Below are 4,888 nucleotides of genomic sequence, written 5' to 3'. Positions count from 1 at the left end.
TGCTTTATAAGTTGCTGGGTACCAATTAGGTGCCTTCGTGAAGGCTTGAGCCGTATGCAGTGAAAGTTGCACGTACGGTTCTTAGGAGGGCGACACTTGGTAACAGGTGTCGTCTATCCGACAGAAATGTGTTACGCCTGAAAATCTGTTATTGGCACAAACCGGCTATTCAATGTCTGATTTAATACACTCTATAAATCAAACCTGGCAGTTCAAGTTAAAACTTATTCAAAAATAGCTGTTCAAAAATAGCTAACCTTAAAAGCTGTAACCTAGTACTTGTGAGCAAACTGGGTCTATTTTTAAAGGTTTTACTTTCGCACTCTCTAATTGGGTTTATAAATCAAACACACTGGGTAGCTTATTAACTTCTTCGTAAGTGTGACCTAAAATAATTTGGCCTGATGAGCGTCTGTTACCCAAATCTAACCATATTGGTGATTTTTCCACGATTATTAGCAAAAAACGTCTCATATCAGCACTAACCTTGGCTTTATCTATACAAACATCAACAGGATAAAATCTTTGCCTACTGACATTTGATTCACTAACTTTATCATCGCTATGCACACTGATGTCTAAGTGAACTTAATGATTGGTTACCTTTCGCAGTAAATAATCAAGCTGAAAACATTCTGATAAAAACGCAGATCTTGTACTACCCGCACCTATAACTTATACATTTAATGGTTTAGAAATCCATTTTGATGGGATTCCAAATGTGTTCATTTTTTTAATTCTTTAATGTGTCCGGACATACAATGAGAGTTTTTCATCATCAATTTGAATGTGAAAATTTCACAAACGTATAAATCGATTCAATTCTCGCATTGTTAAAACTTCCTTTGATTTAGGGTTTTTTGTGGTTTACGCGAATGAAGTTTGGGGCCAGTACAATTTTCTCAACATCATTCATGAATTGATATGATCTTTTTAGGTAACGTTGTATTTCCTTGGGTCGTTGATTACTTAGCAAAGCAAGCCAATTAACCTATTTGGTTCTTATTGTTTATCTTTTTCAAACCAAAAAGAAAGGCAGATAATTGAAAACTTTACCTAGGAGTCATTTAGTAATTTCGTTGTAAATTCTCACACGATGAGTAGTTACTTCTTTTTAAGTATCAAAAATGGTTTTTAATTTGATTTGTGAGAGCTAAGAATAAACATTAAGGATAATGATGGTTAAATATATAGGTTAGATCTTTAGGTTAGTGCTGTGGATTGTGATTTTAAGCTGTTGATTATAAAAGATAATAAAAAATAAATGAGATCGCAGTTACACGTTATTTAGATCGCAATTGCACGTTACTTAGATCGCAAGCACACGTTATTAGTACTCATATTGATATTATTATCAACAGGTTATAAAGGGCTGCTTGTAAAATATCCACAAAGATATTGCTCAAGATCGCATTTACACTTTATTTTATTCACAATCACAGTTTGTTTTTTATTCGAAATGGTTGAAAATAGGCCTAATTACTATACCAGATCGCAATTGCACGCTTCTCAGATCGCAATTACACCTTTTTTTAGTGGGTTATTCACAGCCCCCTGAATACATACTACAGAAGTTTAGTGAATTTTCATTTGAAAATAGTTTTTTTTCGCCCGTTACCTTTAATTAAGCGTGATATAATTCTGTAAGCACTTGAAATATAAGTGTTTTATTTTTCAGATCGGTTTTACACTTTATTTTGTAATTTCTCTGTCCTTTTTAGAGCAAATTCTTCCGATTTATTTTTGACCAATAGTTTTAAGTTCACATCGGGTACACAGAAGTAAGTTGATGAAATAATAAACTGAAAATAAATCTCAGACCCTAATTACACGTTATTCAGTAGTTATGTAGCTTCTCAGATCGCATTTACACTTTATTTTATGAGCTAAATTTTTGTGTCAGATCGCATTTACACGTTATTTTATGACTTCATATTTCATCCCAGATCGCATTTACACGTTATTCTATGGCCTCAAATTTCATCCCAGATCGCATTTACACGTTATTTTTCGGCCTCAATTTCTATCCCAGATCGTAATTACACGCTATTTTATGGGCTCAATTATAGTGTCAGATCGCATTTACACGTTATTTTATGGCCTCAAATTTCATCTCAGATCGCAATTACACCTTAATCAAATAGGTAGGTTTTGAACTCAGATCGCAGTTACACGTTATTCATACTGTTACTCAAACGACCAGATCGCAATTACACGTTATTTTTAATAGGTTAATTAGGTAGTCAGATCACAGTTACACTCTATTATCGTAATGATTATAAAGAGTTTTTTAATAATGGTGCATTTTGCTGTGTTATTTATATAGCGATTTGATATATTTGAAATTCAAGTATGCGGGAATTTCGGTATGAGCAAAAACAAACTTACAATAAATAATTTGCCAGAGACTATCAGCACCAAAGGGTTAGTAGTTCAGGAAGCCGCTGAGGTTGAGCAGCTTAAACTCTTTACTGATGTGCATTTTGAAGGTTTGAAATCTAATTCGTTATCAAATACCTTTCCCCTATACGATTTATGGTCTCGTTTTGTAAGAGTTAAAACTACCATATACCCAATTAGACAAGCACCAGAAAGGCTCGTTAATTCTCGGTCTATTTCTGATAAGTTGGATGGTGTTGAATACACCGGTGAATTACAAATCTCACCAGCTGTAATCAAAGGTAAAGAAACAGACTATGTTGCTTGGCCATCTGACCGCGAAGAAAAAGTGGAGAGGGCATTAATTTCTCTTGCTACGAAAGGCAATATTTCTAAGATTAATAACGCAAGCGGCACTCGTTACGCCATTCATTTTAAAATGAATGAACTAAATGCAGAGCTTAAGTCAGTTAATCAATCACTATCTTATCCAGATTTAAAGGAAGCGCTACTAATCCTGTCTGGTAGTCAACTGTCTTTTAACTACAGCACCAACTCAAATGGTGAAGTAGAAACAAATGAAGCAAAAATGCCTTATCTGGGATCAATTCATTTTTCTGGTAAAAAAGGGCCAAGCACTCAGAGATGCATTGTATTTCTTAATGAGTACATGGCTCAGCAAATTGAAACTGTATCTTATAAAGGATATTACTTTAACCAGGCGCAACAATTTAAGAGAACCTTATCTAGTTGGCTTACAACCAGACTTTATACATTGTTTAGATACGCCAGCCCCGAAAAGACGTATCACTTCATGCTTGTAAGAATAATGATTAAGTTTGGCTCTATTGAGTCAGAAGACATCACTGAAAATCGCTTAATCGCTATTCGCAGAAATATGACTTCAACAATGAAAGACCTTATTAATGCTGGCATTTTAGAGAAGTATGATATAGCTGCTGTAAAAGACGATGAAGGTAAGGTTATCGATTACAAGTACACGTTATACCCAACAGAAGGGTTCTGTGATGAAATTGTGTCGCTCAACAAACACGCTAAAAAAATTAGAATCAAAAGCAATACGACGGAAGAAGTTGTTGAAACTCTTTTAATCGAGCAGTAAGGGGCAGTACATATATTGGTTATGGGGACTGCACTGTTAAAGTTGAACAGTGCAGTGGATTAAAGCCAATTTTACATATCAAGTATTTCAGATTCTTTAATCAAAGCTTTTGAATAACCATACTTTTTAAGCAATTGTTTTACCTCATCTATGTAACCTTGCGAAGCAAATGGCGAAATGTACACTTCTTGAATAAGCTCATTAACATCAATCTTCACGCTCTTGCCTTGAATGAAATTAACAGTTTGATCCAAGCTCTTCTCAGGAGGTGAATCATTCAATATGAAAAGCCTTAGCTCTTTTTCAAAATCATAAAATGGTTTTTTCGTTGTTATTAGTGATAGCCTTGATAGGCTATCATCGCAAAGGTGTTTTTTATATTTAACTTTACCCATATAAAATGGCTCTGGGTTACTGTCTTGCCCGTTAATCACTGAGCGTTTAAGTTTGCTCACCGACGTTTTAACGGCAACCCCATTCGCCTCACCTGAAAGATAAATCTTCCATAAAGCGTATGACTCATGTGGAGTTAATGACCAGCAGTTGATAAAGACACAGTTTTTCTTAGGATTGGTGTTCCAAAAAAAGCTTCCAATTCACCGTTAAGATTGTTCCCACTAATACCATCATTAATTAGATCATCTCTTTCTTTGTTTTTAACACTTTCAGGTATAGATACTTCATATTGATCTGAGAGTGCATTAGCGTTTGGAAAAAACAAAGTGGAATTTATGAGTAACTGTTCAAATTTCCAAGTACTCATATACCGCCAAACAGATGAATTACCATGAGGTATTTCTAGAGCATCGTCATTTTGTAAAATCATCTTCAACCTCCATTTTCAAGCGCTCAAAGACCCAAACTAGCTGCTCGGTTAAAATTCTGCACAGCAAATTCAGCACTAATGTTGTCGAAGTTTTTCAAATAAGAGTCCAGTGCAAATAGACCTATACGTACTGCTTCATTCATAGGAATAGGTACTCCACAAAGCTTTTTACCTTTTTGTGATACTTGCAGAAACAATTTCCCTTCTTGGTATTGAACCTTTAATGATTTGTCATTCTTAGCTCCGTAATGCTTTAACTCAATACTTTCCTTAATGAATAAAAATGCGCATAGAAATTCAATCAAACCTAGCTGAGTAAGCTGAATGGAAATTTTATTTTTCCAGTCATAACGTTTATTTTCTCCAGAAGCTGCCTCAATTCGAATAGTAATTACCCCTTTCCTTGTTATATCTGCTTTAAATTCGACAGCAGCCCCCGAATTCAGATAATAAGTGCACCACTCATGGTTAAACGGTGAGAAGAGATCAACTGCCTGTTGGTGGTACTCTATCGTCGCCAAACAAACAGAAGCATTTACCATGAGTTACAAGCAGTTGAT

The 4,888-nt window shown here is 34.9% G+C and carries 5 protein-coding genes; 1 reads left to right on the top strand and 4 read right to left on the bottom strand.

Going from position 1 to position 4,888, the window contains the following annotated elements:
* Window positions 1-336 precede the first annotated feature (336 nt).
* A complete protein-coding gene (locus NH454_RS21995) occupies window positions 337-570 on the bottom strand; it encodes a hypothetical protein (RefSeq protein ID WP_235374336.1) in 234 nt (77 codons plus the stop codon).
* Between the two features lie 1,798 nt (window positions 571-2,368).
* On the opposite strand from NH454_RS21995, the gene NH454_RS21990 reads away from it, so the two are divergent.
* Entirely contained in the window at window positions 2,369-3,502 is a 1,134-nt protein-coding gene (locus tag NH454_RS21990; protein ID WP_063530040.1) for a hypothetical protein, read from the top strand.
* A gap of 71 nt (window positions 3,503-3,573) precedes the next feature.
* Here the strand turns inward: NH454_RS21990 and NH454_RS21985 are convergent, their stop codons facing one another.
* The 3 genes from NH454_RS21985 to NH454_RS21975 form a co-directional block, all read right to left on the bottom strand.
* A complete protein-coding gene (locus NH454_RS21985) occupies window positions 3,574-3,897 on the bottom strand; it encodes a hypothetical protein (protein WP_138558980.1) in 324 nt (107 codons plus the stop codon).
* Window positions 3,898-4,031: 134 nt separating this feature from the next.
* Window positions 4,032-4,328 (bottom strand): hypothetical protein, encoded by a 297-nt coding sequence (locus NH454_RS21980; RefSeq protein ID WP_063530038.1) that lies wholly within the window; start codon window positions 4,326-4,328, stop codon window positions 4,032-4,034.
* A gap of 23 nt (window positions 4,329-4,351) precedes the next feature.
* A complete protein-coding gene (locus tag NH454_RS21975; RefSeq protein ID WP_063530037.1) occupies window positions 4,352-4,870 on the bottom strand; it encodes a hypothetical protein in 519 nt (172 codons plus the stop codon).
* Window positions 4,871-4,888: the final 18 nt, after the last annotated feature.

It is taken from the genome of Pseudoalteromonas sp. Ps84H-4, from assembly GCF_024124645.1.
GTDB lineage: Bacteria > Pseudomonadota > Gammaproteobacteria > Enterobacterales > Alteromonadaceae > Pseudoalteromonas > Pseudoalteromonas lipolytica_C.
The sequence above is the reverse complement of the archived record's forward strand: the minus strand, read 5'-3'. Positions and strand labels throughout refer to the sequence as shown.

Excerpts from the sequence above, each read along its gene's own strand:
- NH454_RS21980 (WP_063530038.1), bottom strand. The coding sequence starts at position 4,328 with ATGATTTTACAAAATGACGATGCTCTAGAAATACCTCATGGTAATTCA.
- NH454_RS21975 (WP_063530037.1), bottom strand. The coding sequence starts at position 4,870 with ATGGTAAATGCTTCTGTTTGTTTGGCGACGATAGAGTACCACCAACAG.
- NH454_RS21990 (WP_063530040.1), top strand. The coding sequence starts at position 2,369 with ATGAGCAAAAACAAACTTACAATAAATAATTTGCCAGAGACTATCAGC.
- NH454_RS21985 (WP_138558980.1), bottom strand. The coding sequence starts at position 3,897 with ATGGGTAAAGTTAAATATAAAAAACACCTTTGCGATGATAGCCTATCA.